Raw genomic sequence first — 19750 nt, forward strand, 5'->3', positions numbered from 1 at the left:
TAGGTTTCCGGACGGGTGTCCTGGCCGGTGGACGCTTTGCGGGTGGACGTCTTGTTACTGTTGAATTTCTTCTGCCCGGGTAGCGGGATGAGGAAGATTTCTCTGGTGATTTGCGGAATACTTCGCACGAACTGGTCAGAATAGATAACGTAAGAGCGCAAATGATTGGTAAAAAGTGAATGGAAATTTGCTTCTTCATGCGTAAGCTTTCTGTTGATAACGATGGTGGCTTCAAAAATAGTAAGAAAATCCTCCGTAGTTTTGTACCTGACTTTCATCCTGTTTAAAATCTTATTTCGCTTCGAATGAAAATTATTTGTGTAGGCCGGAATTATACTGAGCACATTGCTGAACTGAACAACGAAAAACCAGACGCGCCTGTTATATTTTTAAAGCCTGAAACGGCGCAGATCCGTGCTGGGGAGCCGTTTTTCTATCCGGAGTTCTCCAAAGACATTCACCACGAAGTAGAGCTGGTCGTGAAGATCAACAGGGTAGGGAAGAACATTGAGGAGCGATTTGCACATAAGTACTATTCAGAAATTGGCGTTGGTATTGACTTCACTGCCCGCGATTTACAATCGGAATTAAAGAGTAAAGGCTTGCCATGGGAATTGGCGAAGGCTTTTAATGGCTCTGCTCCGGTGTCGGAATTTGTCCCGGTATCCGATTTTGAAGACATTCAGAATATCAATTTCAGCCTGGATGTGAATGATGAAACGCGCCAGAACGGAAATTCTTCGATGATGCTGTACCGCATTAACTACCTGATTTCATTTGTTTCCAAGTATTTCATGCTGAAAAAAGGCGACCTGATATTCACTGGTACTCCAAAGGGTGTTTCTTCTGTGAAGATCGGGGATAAGCTGACGGCGTCCATTGAAGGCAAGAAGATGCTGGAATTATTCGTTAGGTAAACCGTACGCCTCATTCGCCGGTCAGGCCCCACACCGGGCACGGCCAGCCCATTCATACACTTCTTTCATGCAATATTATTTCCGGGCGCTGGTCCGTTCTGCTTTTTTTGTTTTGGGGTTAATGGTTTGTGAGCAGGGCGCATTTGCCCAAAAGCAATCCTATACCAAAGGTTATTATCAGTTTCCGATCAGGCCAGGTCTGGCCAACTCACTGGCTGGTGGCCTGGGTGATCTGAGAAGCAACCACTTCCACGCTGGCCTCGACATTCGTACGGAACAAAGAGAAGGATTGCCTGTATATGCTGCTGCTGAAGGCTATGTCTATAAAGTGGCCGTGCAGCGCAGCGGGTATGGTAATGTCATTTATTTGCGCCATCCCAATGGGCAAACTACTGTTTACGGGCATTTGTTGAAGTTTAGCGATCCGCTGGCCAGCTATGTTCGCGAGGAGCAGTATAAAAAGCAAAGTTTTGAAATAGACATCTTTCCTGAGTCAGGCAAATTCGCTTTCAGGAAAGGGGAAGTCATTGCACTTTCGGGTAACACGGGCGGTTCTGCGGGTCCTCATTTGCATTTCGAGATCCGCGATTCGAAGGACAACTATCTGAATCCTTTGTATTTTGGTTTTAATGAGATCAAAGATGTTACTCCTCCCAAATTCGTGAACCTGGCAGTAAGGCCGCTGGATATCAATGGGCGTGTCAATGGGCAGTTTGACAGAAAGGTATACACACCGGTGAAGCAAAAAGACGGCTCATACAGGCTTGCTACCCCGGTTTCGGCGACCGGGATCATTGGTCTCGACCTGGTGGCACACGACCAGATGACGGGTACCGGGTTTCGCTACGGATTACAATGCATTGAGATTAAAATCGACGGAAGGGAAGTGTTTTCTTACAACATTGAAATTTTCCCCAGTACGTCTACCAGAGATTACAACAACCTGATCGACTACGAAACGGAACAGGAAACAGGACAGCGTTTCCTGAAATGCTATGTCCCCGACGGTAATAATTTCAATCTGTATAAAACAGACGCCTACAAGGGTAAGCTGAACATTACGGATACATTAAGCCATGAGGTAAGCATCAGGATTTCTGACTCTTACGAGAATATTTCTGAGCTTTTGTTTACAATTAAAGGCGAGCCCCAAAATCCGCCATTGCCGGTTTATGATGTGGAAGTAAACCCGGAATCAGTATTGACGGATGTTCAGGAAAATACATTGGTCGTCAAAGCAAAATATTACCGCAGCTCCATGCCGTTTGCTACCTATTATTCTCAGGGGAAAGAAATTAAAAAAGCGCCTGATTTTTATGCCAATGAATCCGCTGTTTTTGTGACGGATCTCCGTGAGTACCGACCTGATTCTGTTAAAATCGGTAATTCTATTGTTAAAACTTACCTGCGAAGCCAGGTGTTTGCCGGAGTTGTGTCGAGTTATAAAGCTGAAAAATGGTCGGTCGATTTTAAGAACACCAGTTTGTTTGACACCTTGTTCTTAACTGGGGAACGGCATTTTAATGCACTCTACATCAATAACCGCGGCACTGCGCTAAACGATTATATTTCAGTAGGGTTTGCGCCCGAAAATATCCCGGAAAACAAAGAGAGAACGCGTGTGTACCGATACCTGAACGGTGATTATCGGTTCGTGGGAGGAAAGTGGGAAGATGACTACATTAGATTTGACACCCGGGAGCTAGGCACATTCGTGATCCAGGCGGATACGGTACCGCCCAGGGCGCGCCTCTTGGAGCATAGCAAAAGCAGAATCAGGGGATTTGTGGGGGATGCCATGTCGGGTATTGATCAGTTTAAGGCTTTGGTGAATGGGCAATGGGTGCTCATGAACTACGATTTTAAGAAAGGTTATATCTGGTCTGAGAAGCTCGATGAAAACCAGCTTTTTGAGGGAGAACTCGTGCTGGAAGTGACGGATAGGGCAGGAAATAGTACTATCTTGCGAACAGAAATAGCGGAACCGGTTGTTATCCCTAAGAAATCAAAAAAACGAAAAAGATAAGTTAATGGGACTTCAAGTCGGCGATAAAGCACCTGCCTTCAAGGCAAAAGATCAGAATGGAAACGAAGTAAAATTGTCAGATTTCAAAGGAGAAAAAGTTATTCTGTACTTTTATCCAAAAGATAACACACCTACTTGTACTACCCAGGCCTGTAATCTGAGGGACAATTATCATTTGCTCTTAAAGAAAGGTTACAAAGTGTTGGGCGTGAGTGCTGATAATGAAAAATCACACTTAAAATTCATTAAAAAATTCGATCTGCCATTTCCCTTGCTGGCTGACACGGAGCACGCCATCATCGAGGCTTACGGCGTTTGGGGAGAAAAGACATTGTTTGGACGGAACTATATGGGGGTACTTCGCACCACATTCGTCATCAATGAGAAAGGCGTAATTGAGGAAATTATTCAAAAAGTTGAATCTCAACGCCACTCTGATCAAATTCTTGGTAAAACTGAGTAATAAATAGTCATTTAAGAATACTGAATAGCAGGACATTTACATGCGCAAAATGATCTGTTCGCTTGCTAACCAGATTAAGGACAGTCCAATAGAAAATCAATAAAAATGGAAATTGAACAATTAGAAAAAGTAGCTTCGCAAGTTCGGAGAGACATCGTACGGATGGTACATGGTTGTCAGTCGGGACACCCGGGAGGTTCCCTGGGTTGCACTGAATTGTTGGTGGCCTTATACTTCGAACGTCTTAAACTGAAGGAGCAGGATGGTAAGCCGGTATTTGATATGAATGGAACGGATGAAGATCTTTTCTTTTTATCCAACGGGCACATTTCTCCGGTTTGGTATAGTGTTCTTGCACACCGCGGGTATTTCCCAAAAGAAGAAATGGCTACTTTCCGCAAGCTGAACTCGCGTTTGCAGGGACACCCTACTACGCACGAGCATTTGGAAGGAATCCGCATTGCATCCGGTTCTCTGGGCCAGGGCATGTCAGTGGCGATCGGAGCAGCTCTTGCCAAGAAATTGAATAATGATAAAGGATTGGTATACGTCCTGATGGGCGATGGTGAGCAGCAGGAAGGACAGGTTTGGGAGGCAGCGACATTCGCGCCACACCATCAGGTTGATAACCTTGTTGCATTCATTGACCTGAACGGACAGCAGATCGACGGTCCCACGGTGAAGGTAATGAACAACCTCGATCTGGGTAAAAAATATGAAGCTTTCGGATGGGAAGTGATCTCCATTGAAGAAGGTAATGATATGGCGGCAGTGGTGAAAGGTCTTTACGAAGCGAAAAGCAGACTGGGTCACGGCAGACCGATCATGGTTTTGCTGCATACGGGTATGGGCTTCGGCGTTGATTTTATGATGGGAACCCACAAGTGGCATGGTACTGCACCAAATGACGAGCAATTAGCTGCTGCATTGGCTCAGTTGGAGGAAACTTTGGGAGATTATTAATCAATAAAACCCAAGGTTGCTGATAACCTTGCAGGTTTCATAAAACAGAAATTAAGACGATAATGAAAAAATACACTTTCACTGAGAAGAAAGATACCCGTTCTGGCTTCGGTGCCGGAATGCATATTCTGGGTCAGCAGAACCCTAATGTGGTTGCACTTTGCGCTGACCTTGTGGGTTCTTTGAAACTGGAACCTTTTATCAAAGAAAATCCTGACCGTTTTATTCAATGCGGTATTTCTGAGGCCAATATGATCGGTGTCTCAGCCGGATTGACCATTGGCGGGAAAATTCCTTTTGCTACTACATTCGCGAACTTTGCAACTGGCCGTGTTTATGACCAGATACGTCAGAGTGTTGCTTATTCCAATAAAAACGTGAAGATCTGTGCATCACACGCAGGTTTGACATTGGGTGAAGACGGTGCAACACACCAGATCCTGGAAGACCTTGGTATGATGAAAATGTTGCCAGGCATGACAGTGATCAACCCTTGCGATTACAACCAGACTAAGGCTGCTACCATTGCTATCGCTGATTACGAAGGACCTGTATACCTTCGTTTCGGACGTCCGGTGATACCTGTGTTTACGGATGCGGATCAAAAATTCGAGATCGGTAAGGCGTGGATGGTGAATGAAGGAACTGACGTAAGCATCTTCGCAACCGGCCACATGGTTTGGGAAGCGATTCAAGCCGGCGAAATTCTGGAAGCGGAAGGTATCAATGCTGAGATCATTAATATCCATACCATTAAGCCATTGGACGAAGAGGCGATTTTGAAATCGGTTGAAAAAACGGGTTGTGCCGTTACTGCCGAAGAACATAACCGTCTGGGTGGCCTTGGAGACAGCGTTGCGCAGGTGTTGGTGAAAAACAAACTGGTTCCTCAGGAGTATGTAGCTGTGAATGACAGTTTCGGCGAAAGCGGAACACCGGCTCAGTTGATGGAAAAATACGGTTTGACCGCGAAACACATTGTAGAGGCAGCAAAACGCGCCATCGCAAGAAAATAAGAACAGACTGTTCTGCAAAGAACATAAGAATACATTGAGTCCTGTGGAAGTGAAACATGGTTTTGCTTCCGCAGGACTCAAATTTTATTTGCCCTGAACCAAAAAATAAACTATTATTGACTTGCGTTGATTTCGGAAATCAGAGGCCACCATCGTTCTCATGAAGTTTCCTCCGAATTAAACCATCAGGTTAGTACTGATTAGATGTCTGACGAAGAATTATTATCCCTTTTTGCAAATCCCGAAACGCGCCGGAACGCTTTCAATCAGCTGGTACGCAAGTATCAGCAAAAAGTATATTGGCTCGTCCGCAAGATGGTCGTCGATCACGACGATTCTAATGACATTACCCAGGACGTATTCATCAAAGCGTGGACCGCGCTTGAAAATTTCCGTGGCGATGCGAAACTATATACCTGGCTTTACAGGATTGCTAGTAATGAGGCGATTAATTTTCTGAACAAAAAGCGCAGGAAGTTTTTTATCCCGATATATGATGTTGAAAATGAACTAAGTGAAAAACTGGAAGCCGATGCTGAGCTCAGCGGTGATGTCATACAGCTCAAATTACAGAAGGCATTATTAAAATTACCAGAAAAGCAAAGGCTGGTTTTTAACCTGAAATACTTCGAGGAACTGCCTTATGAGGAAATTTCTGAGATAACAGGAACGTCGGTAGGAGCGCTAAAAGCTTCATATCACTGGGCTACAAAAAAAATTGAGGATTTTTTAAACGATACGGATTAAACTATTTGCTATTACGTTGGTCAAACATTTACAAGTCAGGAAATATAAATAATCATGGACAAAGAGCGGATACGGTTGGATGATCTTAAAAGGGAGACGCCCTTTTCTGTCCCCGAAGGCTATTTTGATAAATTACCTCAAATAATCCAGTCAAGAATTCCTTTGGAGCCTGTGCGTAAGCCTGTTATAGGCTGGTCGTGGCAGCGTTCGGTAGCGTTGGTTTCGGCAATGGCGTTGATTTTAGTGTTGGTATGGGTCACTGTTCCGGAACGTCAGGGATCATTGGGGAAAGAACCACTGAGCGGAGTAAGCAATGCTTCCATTATCGATTACCTGGAAGAACAGAATGTCAGTTATTATGATTTGAGTGAACATAAAGTCGTCCAGAAGGCTTTTGAAACTGATTCAACAGTGCTGTTTTATCTGGACGGGCTTGACGATGAAGTACTTCGTCAACAATTACAGGAAACTGTCTCCGTTGCGGAGACGATCTGACCCTAACATCCTAAATAAAATGAACTTACAATTAATACCCCGAAAGTATCGTAACATTTTTGCCATCCTACTTATTTCATTGTGCGCGGCGACCTCAGCCCAGGCTCAACACCGCTCGGATGAAGAAATTAAGAAAATCCAGGATGCCAAAGTGGCTATTATCACCAACCGTCTGAACCTTACACCGGAACAATCGACTGGGTTTTGGCCTGTATACAATGATTACTCGCAAAAAAGAAGGGATATCCACCGTTCGCAGCGAAAGATCATCAACGACAAAAAGGCCGAAGGTAAAACCGACGAACAGGTTTTGAATAATCTGAAAGAAGTGCAGGACCTGAAACAGCAGGAGCTGGATCTTGAAAAGGAATATCAGAACAAATTTTTGAAAGTCATCACAGCGAGCCAGGTCATCGAACTATATAAAGCAGAACGTACATTTAATGATATGCTGATCCAGCGTCTAAAACAGCGATGAGATCTTGAAGAGTTAGTAACCCACCTATATTCGACTTATTACAAATAGAGTTTTATCCCACAATCGATTCAAATCAATTGTGGGATTTTTTTAATGGCCGCCAACCGTTTCGACGGTATCAATTCCTTTGGTTTCTACGGTAATGTTCCGCAGCGGTGCCGAATGTTTCTGAAATTCCTGAATGATTTCGAGTACGTCGTAATCAATGTTCAGCGACTTGCTTCCGTCAATGATTACGGTAGCACCGTCCGGTAAATGATCCAGCGTGGCGCTGATGCTACCTTTGTTAAGAAAAGTAACTTCTTCTGACAAGATAAGCGTAATCACTTCGCCATCTCGGTGTTCCTCCTTCACATAATGGTAAGAATGCTTAGAGTTTTTACGGAGGATGAAATAGATCGCTACGACCATCCCTACTGCAATACCTTTAAGCAGATCGGTACTGAGAATGGCAATAATAGTAACTATAAACGGGATGAATTGCTCCTTACCCAACCGGAACATGCCCTGATACAACGAAAACTTAGATAGCTTGTAACCTACCATGAGCAATATCGCTGCCAGCGAGGCTAGTGGGATAAAATTCAAGAATCTTGGAATGAAGACGGCCGACAATAGGAGGATAGTACCATGGGTAATGGTACCCAGCTTGGTCCTGCCACCCGAATCAATGTTGGCGGAACTTCGCACGATCACCTGGGTAATGGGTAGCCCGCCTATGAGGCCGGAAGTGATGTTACCAATACCCTGCGCGATCAATTCGCGGTTCGTAGGGGTGCTACGTTTGAAAGGATCGAGCTTATCGGTGGCTTCTACCGACAGCAATGTCTCCAAACTGGCTACGATCGCTAATGTGAGCCCAACGGTATATACCTCTACTTTGGTAAATGCAGAAAAGTCAGGTGTCTTGAAAAAACCGAAAAATTCGGAGGCATTCGTTGCCACTGGCAATTGTACCAAATGATCTCCTGATAATGTCCAGGCTGGGAAAATTCCGGCGAACGCTACGTTAAGCAGTATGCCGATCACCACCACAAACAGCGCTCCCGGTACAAAACGGAACAGCTGAATCTTCTTCATGAATGGCCTGTCGAACAGGATCAGTAATCCCAGGGAAACTGCGGAAATTATGATGGCGCCTATACTGCTGTATTTTACAGAATTGAAGAGCTCAGTAAACGTGTTCTGTCCATCTTTCTGATCAAATGCTTCATCGCCCATGAAATCAGCGTCATAGCCGAACGCGTGTGGTATTTCCTTTAAAATGAGGGTAATACCAATGGCAGCCAGCATTCCTTTAATAACGGACGAAGGGAAATAATACCCGATAATACCTGCTTTCATAAGCCCGGCAATCACCTGTAAAATCCCGGCTATCACCACAGCAAGCAGGAATGCCTCGAAACTGCCGAGCGTATCCAATGCATTCAGAACGATTACCACCAAACCGGCAGCGGGGCCGGCAACGCCCAGGGAAGATCCACTGAGCGAGCCAACAACTATTCCGCCGATCATGCCGGCAATGATTCCTGAAAAAAGAAGGTCTGACCTGCCGGTCGAAGCGAGTGCTACGCCGAGGCACAGCGGCAGCGCCACCAGATACACGACAAGTCCGGCAGGAAAATCGTATTTGATATTTGAAAATAAACTATTCTTATTCAACGACATACGATTGATTCGAAAGGATCATGATTTGGTTTTATTACTTTGTATGCGGATCAGGCGACTAAATTCGCCTCCAACCGGTACACATCTTCGACATCAGTATTATCATCAACGGTGACATTGAGATCATTGAGAATACCATTTTTGATGTCATATACAAGGCCGTGTACCTGAATAAATTGGCCATTCGACCATGCATTCTGCACAATAGATGTTTTGGCCAGATCGCGAACCTGCTCCTGAACATTTAATTCCACCAGGCGGTCGCTTCTTTTATGCGGATCGGAGATTGCATTCAGTTCCTGCTCGTGGAAGCGGTATACGTCCTTAATGTGACGTAGCCAATTGTCGATCAAGCCTACCTGTTTGTTGCCCATTGCCGCATTGACTCCGCCGCAACCGTAGTGTCCGCAAACGATGATGTGTTTTACTCCCAAAACATTCACTGAATAATCGAGAACGCTCAGCATACTGATGTCGGTGTGAATCACCATGTTAGCGATGTTGCGGTGCACAAAAATGTCGCCTGGTTGCGTGCCAGTGATCTCATTAGCAGGAACACGGCTATCTGAGCAGCCGATCCAAAGAAACTTAGGACTCTGTCCGTTAGCAAGGTTTGTGAAGAAATCGGGGTCTGCCTGAGTTGTTTCAGCTACCCATTTTTTATTATTTTCAAACAATTGTTTATATGACTGGATCATGATTTCGATAAGATATAGAAAAAGGATATATAAGGAAACGCGGAACTTCGAATGAATAAAAATCCATCCGCAGAACGGCAGTTCTTACAGAAAAATAATTTAAATAAGGGAAATCAGATCAGTTCCGGTGGGGGGGAGAGGAGATTGTGGAAAATCTCGGTACGGAGACTAATAGAATAGGAAAACGAATTTTTAAGGGGGATCGACAAACAAAATTTATCGAAATGTACGCTATTTGAGATCAACAACTGATCGTCGTTTATTTTCTCAACTTCTGTTTTTTCATTATCGCAAGTTCCGGTATCACACACCACAGAAGACTTTTCTTTGGCCAGCAAAAGGCTGGCAACATCTGTGGCTTTACAGATGAGGAAGGCCGTGAGCAATATGAGACAGAGACTTCTAAGCAAGGTGAATGGTATTTGCGAAACGATTTGAGAACATGCAACTGGTCTAAAACGTTCGGTTTAGCATGATTTATTATCCGGCGCAGTAAATTTGTGTTAAGTACCACTGAAATAAGAAGGCACAAAAAAGGGTCGCTATTACACAACCCCTTGCAATTATTTTGTTTTCCAGGCCTTCTCATTGTTCTCCAGCCAACGCCCAACAAAGAACGCTGAACCTAGCAGAACAATATAAAAGACGATCATTATAATGGTCATTTCCATAAAATATTCAATTAATTCCTGACTTGACTTGAACAAAAATAACTAAAAAATGCCAACGACAGCGCTTTCAATAAATTTTTTTAAAGCACTCCTTTGGTAGATGGCATAAAATCCAATGCTTTTAAATCTCGTCTCACCGCCATTTTGATTGCTTTGGCAAAGGCTTTGAATATCGATTCGATTTTATGATGCTCATTATCACCATCTACCTTAATGTTCAGGTTCGACAATGAGGTATCAGAGAAGGACTTGAAAAAGTGAAAGAACATTTCCGTAGGCATTTCACCGATTTTTTCTCTTTTAAATTCGGCATCCCAAACGATCCACGGGCGACCTGAGAAATCAATGGCGACCTGAGCGAGCGCTTCATCCATGGGAAGTAAAAATCCATAACGGCTAATACCCCTTTTATCTCCGATCGCTTGACGATAAGCTTCGCCTAGTGCCAGCGCTGTGTCTTCGATGGTGTGATGCTCGTCGATGTGGAGGTCGCCTTCCACACGAATGGACAAATCGGCGCCGGAATGTCTGGCAAGCTGGTCCAGCATGTGATCGAAAAAGCCTAGGCCGGTATGAATGTCAGAACGACCGCTACCGTCGAGGTTAAGGTCCACTTTGATCTGCGTTTCCTTTGTATTTCTTTCTACCGATGCTTTTCTCGACGGAAGTTTCAAATGCTCATAAATAGCATCCCAATCGTTGGAAATAAAAGAGGTGGCCGAATTCATTTCATCCGAAATACCTGTTTCAGGTAATGACGGTAGAACCAATATCGCCTTTGCCCCTAGGTTAACAGCCAGTTGCACATCAGTGAGCCTGTCGCCGATCACGTAGCTGTTGGCCAGGTCGTATTCGTCGGAGAAGTAGGAAGTCAGCATTCCGATGCCTGGTTTACGTGTAGGCTGATTGTCTTCCGGAAAGCTTCTGTCTACATATATTTCGGTGAAATTTACATTTTCACCGGCAAGGGTAGCGAGCATTTTATTTTGGGCGGGCCAGAAAGTCGGTTCAGGAAAAGAATCTGTTCCCAGTCCGTCTTGGTTGGTCACCATGACCAGTTCATAATCAGTTTCCTCGGCAATTTTGCGAAGATTTGAAATTGCTTTTGGCAAAAATTCCAGTTTTTCCAGTGAATCTACCTGAAAATCTGTGGGAGGTTCAGCGATGATCGTTCCGTCACGATCGATGAATAGGACTTTTTTCATTAACTGATTATTAGGATTAGCATCTAAGGGTAGCTTGTGGGTGTTTCCCTTATTTTTGTGCAAAGTTCGCAAACTATGTGGAATTGAAAAGTTAGAGTACCCGGGAAATCGTAACTTTGTGTTTTAAAATTCGTCATTAAGATGTTTACAGGAATAGTTGAATCAACCGGGAAAGTATTAAAGATCGATATGGAGGGTACCAACCGGACTTTTACGCTGGAATCACCTCTCGCCGGAGAATTAAAAATTGACCAGAGTATCAACCACAATGGTGTTTGCCTGACCGTAGTAGCTGTAAAAGAAGACACTTATCAGGTTACCGCGATCGAAGAAACGCTGATCAAGACAAATTTAGGATCGTTGGAAGTTCAAAGTAAGGTGAATCTGGAACGTTGTATGCCAGCAAATGGACGTTTCGACGGGCACATTGTGCAGGGACACGTGGATCAGACGGGCGTTTGTACGCGTGTCGAAGAAAGGGACGGTAGCTGGCTTTTTGATTTTGAATATGATCCATCCACTGGAAATTTAACAGTGGAAAAGGGCTCCATTTGTATCAATGGTGTGAGTCTTACCGTTTTTAATTCAAAAGAGAATTCGTTCCGGGTAGCAATAATCCCTTACACTTACTCTTTTACCAATTTTCATTCGTTAAAAGCAGGGGATTCCGTGAATCTGGAATTCGATATTCTTGGGAAGTACATCAAAAGAATTCTTGGCTCATATACAGCGTAGTATATTGGCTTCTTGGAATATTACGTTTATTTTTACCCGTCTATAAAACTTTCGAGCATCAAGTACATTCATGGCCAAAATTAGTACACAATCCAGAACGGATCTTTTTATACACATTGGAATAATTGTCTCACTGCTTTTGGTTCTTTTCCTGGGATTCTTTTTTGTTTATCTGCCTTTTACCACCAATCACGGAGAGGCGATCACAGTCCCTGATTTGAAGAAAAAGAATGTGGAAGAGCTGGAAGATTTTCTCGGAGACAGGGACCTGAGATACGAAGTGGATTGCACGTTTGTAACCAATGCACCTCCATTGACCATTATATCCCAGTATCCTTTGCCGGGTTCCAAGGTAAAGGAGGGACGCAAAATATATGTAACGGTCGTTTCCCGCACTGCACCATTGATCAAAATGCCGAAACTGACTGATATGACGCACAGAAGTGCTCAAATGCTGCTGAAAAGTGTCGGACTGGAAGAGGGTAACATTTCCTACGTGCCGGATATGGCGCAAAATGCCGTATTGAGACAAATGTATAATGGTAAGGAAATCCTGCCGGGCCAACCTGTTTCCAAGGGAGCGAAAATTGACCTTGAACTGGGTGAAGGCCTTGGTACAGCACAGTTTGAAGCACCTTCTGTGATTGGAATGCCGCTGGATGAAGCGAAAATAGCCATTATCGGAGCCGGTCTGAAAGTAGGGCAGCAAATGGAGCTGCCTTTGGAAGAAGGTCAGGCGCCTGGCTCAGTGGTAAGGCAAAACCCGGATGCAGGTAACAATGTAAGAATAGGGGACGTAATTGATCTTTGGGTAACGCCGCAAGCTGTGGAATCAACTGAGAATGAAAATATTCAACCGGAGCAGTAAAGTTTCTTTCATCACCAACACACGTATATCGTTAACCTGGATCTTTTTACTGTTTCAGTGTCAATTTCTTTATGCGCAGCTGACAGTTGTTCCAATCGGGGAACATGTTTTTGAGGATGAAATAAGTGCTGAAACCGGAACTGAAAACCGCACAGACGCGTCGGTAAACCTTCCATTTTTTGACGACTTCGCTACGACCAAAACTTCCTCGCCGAGCAATAAATACTGGTTGCCGGGAAGCGGGGTATACATTAACAATACGCTGACTACCTCTCACCCATCACTGAACATCGCCACTTTTGATGGCTTGAATGCGGCCGGGGCACCTTATAATTTGGTAAATCCCCTAGCGCAAAATTTTACGGATACGCTCACTTCGCAGCCCATTAACCTGGCTGGTAAAACCGGGGCTGATTCTGTTTATCTGAGTTTTTACTGGATGGCAAAAGGGCTTGGTGAATTACCGGATTCCAGTGATTTTCTACGATTAGAGTTTTTTAGTAAAACCAATGGATGGGTTACCGTTTGGAATCAGGTTGGTTATGAACTGGATACGCTGTTTCACAATCAATTCATCAAGGTAGCTGATGCGGGTTATCTGCATGATGCATTTCAGTTCAGGTTCCGGTCTTATGGGAGAAATTCGGGGTCTTACGATACCTGGCATCTTGACTATGTCTATCTCAATGCGAAACGGTCGATTAAATCTCCTTACATTTTTGATGTGGCGATGCGAAAACCGGTTGCGCCTTTTCTCAAAAAATACACGGCAATGCCACTCAGGCAGTACAATCTCGACACCAAATCCGCCACTGCCGATTCGGTCAGTACGGACATTGTGAATCACTTCAATAACTTCAACATTCTGACTAGCACTTTTATAATTACCGATGAGACGAAAGGGACGGAGTTTTTTCGGAATGTGCAAAGGTCTGTTTACGTGGAATCACTCAAATCAAAGCGACTTTCTGTTAAGCCAACACCAGTTGTAGTAAGCAACACGACCGACAGCCTGAATCTCATCGCGAAGTTCTTTGTGATCACCACGGATACAATCCCGAATGTGAACCTCAAAACGAATGATACCATCACGTCGAAGGTTGCATTGAGTGATTATTATGCATTTGATGACGGTAGCGCGGAATATGGGGTGCAGGTCAATCAAAAGCTGGGACGTGTGGCAGTTCAGTACGCGCTAGCAAAACCTGACACCATTGGAGGTGTGAGAATTGCGATGGTACCATTTAATAAAGACATTTCCGGTCAATCCTTTACGATTCAGATTTTCGGTAATAAAAATAACAAACCTGATCAACTCATTGCTCAGCGTTCCGTGGGTGCGCGGTATCCGGGCAAGCGCAACGGGTTCATTGACTATGCCTTCACTGCTCCCGTAGCAGTACCTGATACTTTTTATGTGGGCTGGCTACAAATCAACGAGCAGCCCGTGACGGTGGGTTTCGATCGGAATTCAATGCTCGGGAAGGATAAGGTTTATTACAACCTCGGTACAGAATGGGCGAAGGAAGTGACTTTGAAAGGAAGTATCATGATCCGGCCTTATCTTGGTAAAAAGGCGCAGGGAATCGTGACAGGCAGTGAACCAGGTATTGAAACAACAACTAGATTTTATCCCAACCCAAGCAAAGGTGTAATAAACTGGGAAGATATGTCTTTAAAGAAAATAGATGTCTTGACGATAGGAGGCAGGATTGTGCAAACTATTTTACCTAAATCCGGAGAGAGATCTGCGTCGCTCAACCCGTTGCCTGACGGTGTTTACATATTAAATGCGACCGATGGGAAACGATCTTTTGTTCAAAAGATGTTAATTTTCAAATAAATCTAATCGTCACAAAAATTAAGTATAATGGATATTACGGTAGAAGAATTAAAAGAACGTTTGGAAAAAGGCGAGGACCTGCACTTTTATGACGTTCGCGAGGAGCATGAATACGAAGAGGATAACCTGGGAGCGATATTGATCCCATTGGGAGAGCTGCCTGATCGGCTTGCTGAATTGGAGCCTTTAAAAAATGAGGAGATCATCATTCATTGCCGCTCAGGTGCGAGAAGTGGCAAGGCAGCCAAGTTCCTGGAATCACAGGGCTATGCTAACGTGAGAAACGTACTGGGAGGAATTCTGGCGTATCGCGAATTGGAAGACTAACAACAGTGGGCGTTCACAGCTCTGCTAGGCTGTGAACGTCATAATTAATATTATTTCTTGTCCATAATCTCTCCGGATTTTTCAAGGGCGTAACTGAGTATCCGTGCATAGTCATCCGGGTGGAACCACTCAAAACTCCCTTGATGACGAAACCAAGTCAGTTGGCGTTTGGCATACCGGCGGGAGTTTTGCTTCAATAGCCTTATCATTTCGCTTTCGCCATACTGGCCGTCCAGAAATCCGTACACTTCTTTGTATCCCACTGTTTGAAGCGCATGATGTGACCTGAAAGCGATCAGGTCTTTTGCTTCTGCTACCAGGCCATCGTGTAGCATGAGGTCCATGCGGGAATCGATCCGGTCATATAATTCTTTCCTGTCCCGATCCAATGCGATGCATATTTGCTGAAAAGGGCGTTCCCGGACGTCTTTTAAATGGTAACTGCTAATGGGCTCGCCTGTGGTATGATAAACTTCCAGCGCACGCAAAACGCGCTGCGGATTAGAGATCTCTGGTGTTTTCGCGAATGCCGGGTCAATTTCACTGATTTCCTCTTGTAATTTAGCAAGCCCTTCGTCATTCAGTCTTTGTGTCAGAGATTCGCGCAGGCCTGGTGCCGGGGCGGGCAAATTGTCCAATCCTTCTGAAACGGCTTTTACATAAAAACCAGAGCCACCAGTCATTACCACCACATTGAATTTTTGAAAAAGAGCATCCAGTAATTTCAATGTATCCCGCTCAAAATCGCCGGCGCTGTAAGTTTCGGTGATAGAATGAGAATTGATAAAATGATGAGGCACTTCTGCCAATTCACTTTCGGAAGGTTTCGCAGTGCCAATGTTCAGTTCGCGAAAGAACTGTCGTGAATCAGCAGAGATGATTTCAGTTCTCAGATCTTTTGCTAATTGTATGGATAGGGAAGTTTTGCCAACGGCCGTCGGTCCTGCAACAATAATGAGGTATTTATTTTGGCTGTTAGGCATTGTAGGCACTTTATCTGAATATAATTGGTGCAAAATTAAAGATCACAGATTCAGTCGCACCACTTTTAAGTTTTTTTGTATAATTTATGGCTTCAACGCCCGTACTCTCGTCATTTTGGGATTGGCCTGCGTATTGACTCGTACAGTTTCTTTCTATTTTTTTAATTCACATTCTAAACTTTGACAGTTATGTTCAGAAGATTATTACTATTTGCCTGCGTCGCGTTGATGATCGCCCTGGTAAGTTGCGAGGGGAAGCAGGGAGAAGTTGGGCCAAAGGGTGATTCAGGAGCAGCCGGCCCTGCCGGTCCAGCGGGTCCTGCCGGGAAAGATGGCGAAGATGGTACAGGTGGTGGTTCATCGGGATCGGTAATCGCCTTTATGGGAGAGCTGGAAACGGACACGGCGGGTAACGCAATTGTGGGTGATACTGCATTCTTCAAGGACTTTACAGCCGATGAAATTGCAAGTGTTGAAAAAGGATCTTTTCAAGTCTTTATTAAAGATGATGGCGGCTATTTTCCAATTCCTGGGTATGTTTTATTTAAAGACGAGGCGATCAGTTACGGCTACTATTATGTCGTGGATGGTTTAGGGTTGTATTTCCCGATCTTTAGAACCTCTGCGGCAAAAGTTAGAAAACGTACTTTCGAAGAAATACGAGTACTGGTTATTCCTGCCGTCAATGCCACAAGGCTTAATCAGAATGTGAACTGGCAAAACTACGAAGAGGCGGTCGCCGCATTGGGGCTGACAGAATCGAATGTGAAAGTTGTAAGGAACTCGAAGCTTCGAAAAACTTTCAAACAGCAATAGACAGCGTTACAAAACAAAAGGGTGGGGGATCTTTTGATCCTCCACCCTTTTGTTTTGTAAACTTGATTTCTTAGTACTCCCAAAGTCCGTGTTCCAATTCCATCAACTCTTGTTCGTAATTAAGAGATTTGATAAGCGCTTCTTTTTCACCGTTGTAAATGTCAAGAAATGCTCTGTCATTGGCATTTGAAAACTTCGTGATCCTACCGTAGAACAAACGTAAATCGAATGCGTCTGCAAGGTTTTTGTTTTGAGCGGTATTATGCGTATTATACCAGATATATTTCTTAGGATCGCTTCTGAACAGTCTTTCTACGTCTTTGTATCTGAAAGAAGCAACTGGTAATTCTAGTCCTGTTGCGGTTTGCTCAGATGGGAGAATGATAGACAACGTCTGGATATCATTGTAAAGCCTTGATCTTTTCTTGTCAAACGTCCAATCTTCCTTTATTTCAAGAATGCTCAATTGATCCGGGAAGTATTCCTCGTCCGAAGCTGCTATTTGATTGTCGAAACTACTGGTATCAACTTTTGGCTGCTCTACAACCGGCGGTTCTTCTTTGGCAACCTGGTTTTTACCTTTTTTGGTAGTTTTTTTCTTTGGAGGACCCCATCCGTCATCTACTAGTGCTTCCTCTTTTTTAGGATCTTTCTTAGCTGTATTGTTCCATCCGTCATCGGTCGCTGCGGCCGTTTTCGAAGGATCTGCTTTGGGTTTTTTGTTCCAACCATCATCTGCTTTGGCAGGTTCTCCAAATCCAGCTGCAATCTCTTCTGCTGATAGCCCTGCTGTCTGATTTGGGATAACTATACGCTTATGCAGCTCTTCCGAAGTAATCTTAGTAGCACAGGAATCATTGGTGTAGGCATCGATCAAGCCAGCTTTTGCAGCTTCCAGAAGGTAACGGGTTATCTCATTATTTTTAGAGAACATAGAAATGTTCTGCTTTTCTTTCAGATCTACCCTTCTCCACAGCGTCCTTTTCATCATTACGTCGCCTTCGCCGATAGGCCTTGACGAGAATTGATTAGCAGTAGAATCTTCTTTCTCCTGAGCAAAAGCAGCACTGCTGCCCAGAGACAAAGATAATAATGACCATGCAATCGTTTTTCCGTTCATTCTTCTCATATCATACATAAGGTTGTATTGTCCAATCAACGACCTGAATATAAGGATTAGTATAGTGTAACTTGTCTGAATTGATTACCCATCTCCACGTCATTCACAGCACCTTTAAAATTCTGACGTTCTACTTTTAAAATTGTTATCACATAACGATCGCCAGGTTGTGCTTGTTGTGCCAGGGAAGAGATAGATCCGCCACCGCCATTCAACGTTACACCGTTAATACGTCTGTTACCTCTTGCCAATGAAACCTCAACCTGAGCAACCCTGAATTTGGCATCTTCCGGAGAAAAATTCTTGAAGCTTTCGTCCGGTACTGCAACCACCTGAATACTACGTGTTCCGCTTGCTGGAGCACCTCTTCTTTCATCGAATACGGCTCCATTCACTCTTACTTCAAGTGATGGTTTAGGCACTTTGTTCACACGGAAAGGTTCTGATCCAAGAACACTACCGGCATTGCTTACTGTAATATTAAGCTGAGCTTTGCTCGGTACAATGGTGAATTTCCCTTTTTGGCCGCTGTTGATAATTTCTCCGCCGTCAGTCGAGAAGCTTGGAGCCCAAAGTGGTCCCAATGCGGGGCTTTGGATGCTTAATTTATTTGCACATCCCAAATACAATGGAGGAAGTGTTCCGGTTTCAATCTGATACGAAGGCTTTACCACGAAGTAGTCCTGGTTCATCGTATAGGTAGTATCACGACCAGATGGGGTAGGGATGGTAATGCGGGCCTGCAATTGTCTCTTTGCTAAACCTTCTTTGTCGTAACCACCACCTTGTGCCGTGAATTCAATCAGCCCGACACCGTTTTCAACCTTCACAGGGGACCCGTTCAGGCTCATGCGAGGCGTTATACCCGTTGCAGAAGCAGCAATAAACATCTGACCTTTGAATTTGGTGCCAGCCACAACTGTTTTAGCGTCAGCACTTACCATGGCCAGAATACGGTCAAACTTCACGTCAGCAGCTCCTACTTTACTTGCCAGATAGTTCAAGACCTCACCTTCCATACGGCGAATATCTGTTTGTTTCTGACTCAAAACTGCTAATGCAGCTGCAACCGGAGTTGATTCGAAGTTAAGCTCAGCAAAATCCTTGTTACGTTGCTCTTTGTTGCCTTTAATTACCTGATCTTCTCTGCCATCCAGAGCAAGTTTCTGGAATTTATTTGGAGACAACTCATTTAACTTAGCAGTGTAGCCGTTCAGCGTTTCTTTCAAGCCGTACGCCTTACCTTTTTTTCCGGTAGCGATCATCAATTCAGCGACTTTGGCTTCTTCCTGAGGATTCTTGATTGCTCCTTCCTCATTAAATCCGCCACCTGCTTTGTTAATGATTTCTTGTTTTAATGCATTGATCTCATTAGTTATATCAGCAGAAAACTTGCGCACCTCCTCAGCCTGTTTGATTACGGCCACGTCAGCTGCACGGTTACCTGATTTCTCAACGGCTTTTTGAATCTTAAGTACAGTTTCCTGGTTGATTTTATTCGCTGCTCCGGAGGATAGTTCCAAAGAATTGTTCAGAAGAATGAATTTTTCTATAATGGCTGAACTTACCTGCAATGCGAGCATGGCGGTAAGTACCAGATACATCATTCCAATCATCTTTTGACGGGGTGTTTCTTTTCCACCTGCCATATTGTTCAGTAATCAGTTATCAGTGATTGAATAATTTTAGTGATAACAAACAATTAATAACT

General features: G+C 44.1%; 20 protein-coding genes. 13 read left to right on the forward strand and 7 right to left on the reverse strand.

All coding sequences use genetic code 11. The annotated features are described in order from the left end of the window. The coding region (locus tag ABIO93_RS31220; RefSeq protein ID WP_348073963.1) for a hypothetical protein at positions 1-278 on the reverse strand (278 nt) is incomplete at its 3' end. Positions 279-305: 27 nt separating this feature from the next. On the opposite strand from ABIO93_RS31220, the gene ABIO93_RS31225 reads away from it, so the two are divergent. The 8 genes from ABIO93_RS31225 to ABIO93_RS31260 all read left to right on the forward strand — a co-directional run bounded on the left by ABIO93_RS31225 (position 306) and on the right by ABIO93_RS31260 (position 7105). Continuing rightward, complete coding sequence (locus ABIO93_RS31225) at positions 306-917, forward strand: fumarylacetoacetate hydrolase family protein (RefSeq protein ID WP_348073964.1); 612 nt, start codon at positions 306-308, stop codon at positions 915-917. 67 nt (positions 918-984) lie between these two features. Next, complete coding sequence (locus ABIO93_RS31230; RefSeq protein ID WP_348073965.1) at positions 985-2943, forward strand: M23 family metallopeptidase; 1959 nt, start codon at positions 985-987, stop codon at positions 2941-2943. 4 nt (positions 2944-2947) lie between these two features. Then, positions 2948-3406: a thioredoxin-dependent thiol peroxidase gene (gene bcp / locus ABIO93_RS31235; protein WP_348073966.1), complete on the forward strand. Its 459-nt coding sequence runs from the start codon at positions 2948-2950 to the stop codon at positions 3404-3406. A 105-nt stretch (positions 3407-3511) separates the two neighbouring features. Next, positions 3512-4369: a transketolase gene (locus tag ABIO93_RS31240; protein WP_348073967.1), complete on the forward strand. Its 858-nt coding sequence runs from the start codon at positions 3512-3514 to the stop codon at positions 4367-4369. Positions 4370-4431: 62 nt separating this feature from the next. After that, complete coding sequence (locus tag ABIO93_RS31245) at positions 4432-5385, forward strand: transketolase C-terminal domain-containing protein (RefSeq protein ID WP_348073968.1); 954 nt, start codon at positions 4432-4434, stop codon at positions 5383-5385. Positions 5386-5589: 204 nt separating this feature from the next. Continuing rightward, the gene (locus ABIO93_RS31250; protein WP_348073969.1) at positions 5590-6132 is read left to right on the forward strand and encodes a sigma-70 family RNA polymerase sigma factor; all 543 of its coding nucleotides are present in this window, start codon (positions 5590-5592) and stop codon (positions 6130-6132) included. A gap of 54 nt (positions 6133-6186) precedes the next feature. Further along, the gene (locus ABIO93_RS31255) at positions 6187-6627 is read left to right on the forward strand and encodes a hypothetical protein (protein WP_348073970.1); all 441 of its coding nucleotides are present in this window, start codon (positions 6187-6189) and stop codon (positions 6625-6627) included. Between the two features lie 19 nt (positions 6628-6646). Next, entirely contained in the window at positions 6647-7105 is a 459-nt protein-coding gene (locus tag ABIO93_RS31260) for a hypothetical protein (RefSeq protein WP_348073971.1), read from the forward strand. A 90-nt stretch (positions 7106-7195) separates the two neighbouring features. Here the strand turns inward: ABIO93_RS31260 and ABIO93_RS31265 are convergent, their stop codons facing one another. From ABIO93_RS31265 to hisB, 3 genes are all read right to left on the reverse strand, one after another. Then, positions 7196-8773: a SulP family inorganic anion transporter gene (locus ABIO93_RS31265; protein WP_348073972.1), complete on the reverse strand. Its 1578-nt coding sequence runs from the start codon at positions 8771-8773 to the stop codon at positions 7196-7198. 50 nt (positions 8774-8823) lie between these two features. After that, positions 8824-9471 (reverse strand): carbonate dehydratase, encoded by a 648-nt coding sequence (gene can / locus ABIO93_RS31270; protein WP_348073973.1) that lies wholly within the window; start codon positions 9469-9471, stop codon positions 8824-8826. 751 nt (positions 9472-10222) lie between these two features. Continuing rightward, entirely contained in the window at positions 10223-11347 is a 1125-nt protein-coding gene (gene hisB, locus ABIO93_RS31275) for a bifunctional histidinol-phosphatase/imidazoleglycerol-phosphate dehydratase HisB (protein WP_348073974.1), read from the reverse strand. Between the two features lie 141 nt (positions 11348-11488). Between hisB and ABIO93_RS31280 the strand changes: the two genes are divergently transcribed. From ABIO93_RS31280 to ABIO93_RS31295, 4 genes are all read left to right on the forward strand, one after another. Beyond that, positions 11489-12082 (forward strand): riboflavin synthase, encoded by a 594-nt coding sequence (locus ABIO93_RS31280; protein WP_348073975.1) that lies wholly within the window; start codon positions 11489-11491, stop codon positions 12080-12082. A 70-nt stretch (positions 12083-12152) separates the two neighbouring features. Further along, positions 12153-12950 carry a PASTA domain-containing protein gene (locus tag ABIO93_RS31285; RefSeq protein WP_348073976.1) on the forward strand — a complete coding sequence of 266 codons (798 nt, stop codon included), beginning with the start codon at positions 12153-12155 and terminating at the stop codon, positions 12948-12950. Beyond that, on the forward strand, positions 12925-14793 hold the full coding sequence (locus ABIO93_RS31290) for a T9SS type A sorting domain-containing protein (protein WP_348073977.1): 1869 nt from the start codon (positions 12925-12927) through the stop codon (positions 14791-14793). Before ABIO93_RS31285 ends, ABIO93_RS31290 begins: the two co-directional genes overlap by 26 nt. A 27-nt stretch (positions 14794-14820) precedes the next feature. Next, positions 14821-15120 (forward strand): rhodanese-like domain-containing protein, encoded by a 300-nt coding sequence (locus ABIO93_RS31295; RefSeq protein ID WP_348073978.1) that lies wholly within the window; start codon positions 14821-14823, stop codon positions 15118-15120. A 50-nt stretch (positions 15121-15170) separates the two neighbouring features. On the opposite strand, the gene miaA is transcribed toward ABIO93_RS31295, so the two are convergent. After that, positions 15171-16103 carry a tRNA (adenosine(37)-N6)-dimethylallyltransferase MiaA gene (gene miaA, locus ABIO93_RS31300; protein WP_348073979.1) on the reverse strand — a complete coding sequence of 311 codons (933 nt, stop codon included), beginning with the start codon at positions 16101-16103 and terminating at the stop codon, positions 15171-15173. A gap of 189 nt (positions 16104-16292) precedes the next feature. On the opposite strand from miaA, the gene ABIO93_RS31305 reads away from it, so the two are divergent. Beyond that, positions 16293-16919 (forward strand): hypothetical protein, encoded by a 627-nt coding sequence (locus tag ABIO93_RS31305; protein ID WP_348073980.1) that lies wholly within the window; start codon positions 16293-16295, stop codon positions 16917-16919. A gap of 70 nt (positions 16920-16989) precedes the next feature. Here the strand turns inward: ABIO93_RS31305 and gldN are convergent, their stop codons facing one another. Together gldN and gldM are read right to left on the reverse strand one after the other, a co-directional pair. Beyond that, positions 16990-18057, reverse strand: a complete 1068-nt coding sequence (gene gldN, locus ABIO93_RS31310) for a gliding motility protein GldN (protein ID WP_348073981.1) — start codon at positions 18055-18057, stop codon at positions 16990-16992. A gap of 38 nt (positions 18058-18095) precedes the next feature. Next, positions 18096-19688, reverse strand: a complete 1593-nt coding sequence (gene gldM / locus ABIO93_RS31315) for a gliding motility protein GldM (RefSeq protein WP_348073982.1) — start codon at positions 19686-19688, stop codon at positions 18096-18098. Positions 19689-19750 lie beyond the last annotated feature (62 nt).

Source organism: Dyadobacter sp. (assembly GCF_039919315.1).
Lineage (GTDB): Bacteria > Bacteroidota > Bacteroidia > Cytophagales > Spirosomataceae > Dyadobacter.